The organism is Moorena sp. SIO2C4, from assembly GCF_010672485.1.
GTDB lineage: Bacteria > Cyanobacteriota > Cyanobacteriia > Cyanobacteriales > Coleofasciculaceae > Moorena > Moorena producens.
On the sequence record NZ_JAAHGN010001577.1, the window covers coordinates 1 to 1,055 of the forward strand.

A 1,055-nucleotide genomic window follows, 5' to 3' on the forward strand; every position below is an offset into this window, starting at 1 on the left:
TTAATGTTAATCGCAATCACATTGGCTCGAATATCAAGAAAAGCCCCAAAGATCGGAAGCCAGTGATTTCAGTAAAACGAAAGGGCACTAATCTCTACGGCAACGAAGTCGAAATCCTCGGTCCTTGTAAGATTGTTTATCAGCCGGATAATCCACTTGATTGTGGCGCTCGTTTGTGGATCGAAACTTTCAGTGATATTCACTTCATTGGTGGCAGTTTCCCGGCTAGTAGCTGATCATCATAGTCAGAGTCAGGGACTGTAAACGGGATTGACCCTAGGTTATGCTAAGCGATGCTCGGTACGAGCCGCTACGCGAACGCATTCGCCAATCCTAAGATTTACCTGATAGCAAAACCAGTATCTGCTCGCCTAATTGGTGAGATAAATCCTAATACAATATCTGATTTAGGAATTGATAGCTCTACCAATTTCTCAGCAATACGCAAATCAGTGCCATCGTAGTGTACCCAAACTTTTCCATCATGACTAACATCAATATGTAGATAACAACCGTAAGTGCGTTTAGAGCCACGCCATCCGTTGAAATACAGCAGGTAGTGTCCCCTCTCATCATCTAAAATAATCTGACTCTTAACCTGATCATCAGGACGCTCACCCAGCTTCCCAGTTTCTATGGTAATTTTACGAACAATTGACTTATACTTCCCTAGTTTATCCATCGCTCAATAGTTGCTTCATCGATCCGATACACCAACATTTTAACCTGATAGCGAGCCAGTAGTTCTGTAATAAAGTCTTCCTTGAAAAAATCTTCATAGGTATCATCTGGTACAGCTAAAAATAATGTTCGTTCCGGCATCTTTTTTTCAAGAGCATACTTATAAAAACTAAACTGACCCAAAGCTTGATAAAAATCATGAAGCGTTGAGACACCAATAAAGCTTTTTATTTCTATAGCAATTTTTTCACCATCTTTTTCAGCAGCAATTAACCGTTCAGCTCCTAAATCAACCTGAATCTTACGTTTGCCAGCTTCTACAATGAGGGGGTCATCCGTAATCAACCATCTTTCCTTGACTAGCGCTGCTTTTA

General features: G+C 40.8%; 2 protein-coding genes and 1 pseudogene. 1 reads left to right on the plus strand and 2 read right to left on the minus strand.

The annotated features are described in order from the left end of the window. Nucleotides 1–236, plus strand: a pseudogene (locus F6K20_RS39635) (DNA-binding protein); the annotation flags it as partial. 104 nt (nt 237–340) lie between these two features. Here F6K20_RS39635 and F6K20_RS39640 read toward each other — a convergent pair. Next, on the minus strand, nt 341–682 hold the full coding sequence (locus F6K20_RS39640; protein ID WP_008188276.1) for a XisI protein: 342 nt from the start codon (nt 680–682) through the stop codon (nt 341–343). Then, a partial coding sequence (locus F6K20_RS39645) for an element excision factor XisH family protein (RefSeq protein WP_287298605.1) occupies nt 670–1,055 on the minus strand: 386 nt, incomplete at its 5' end. The genes F6K20_RS39640 and F6K20_RS39645, both read right to left, overlap by 13 nt.

What these genes read in the sequence shown, in the direction of transcription:
- F6K20_RS39640 (WP_008188276.1), bottom strand. Translation starts at nt 682, where the DNA reads ATGGATAAACTAGGGAAGTATAAGTCAATTGTTCGTAAAATTACCATA.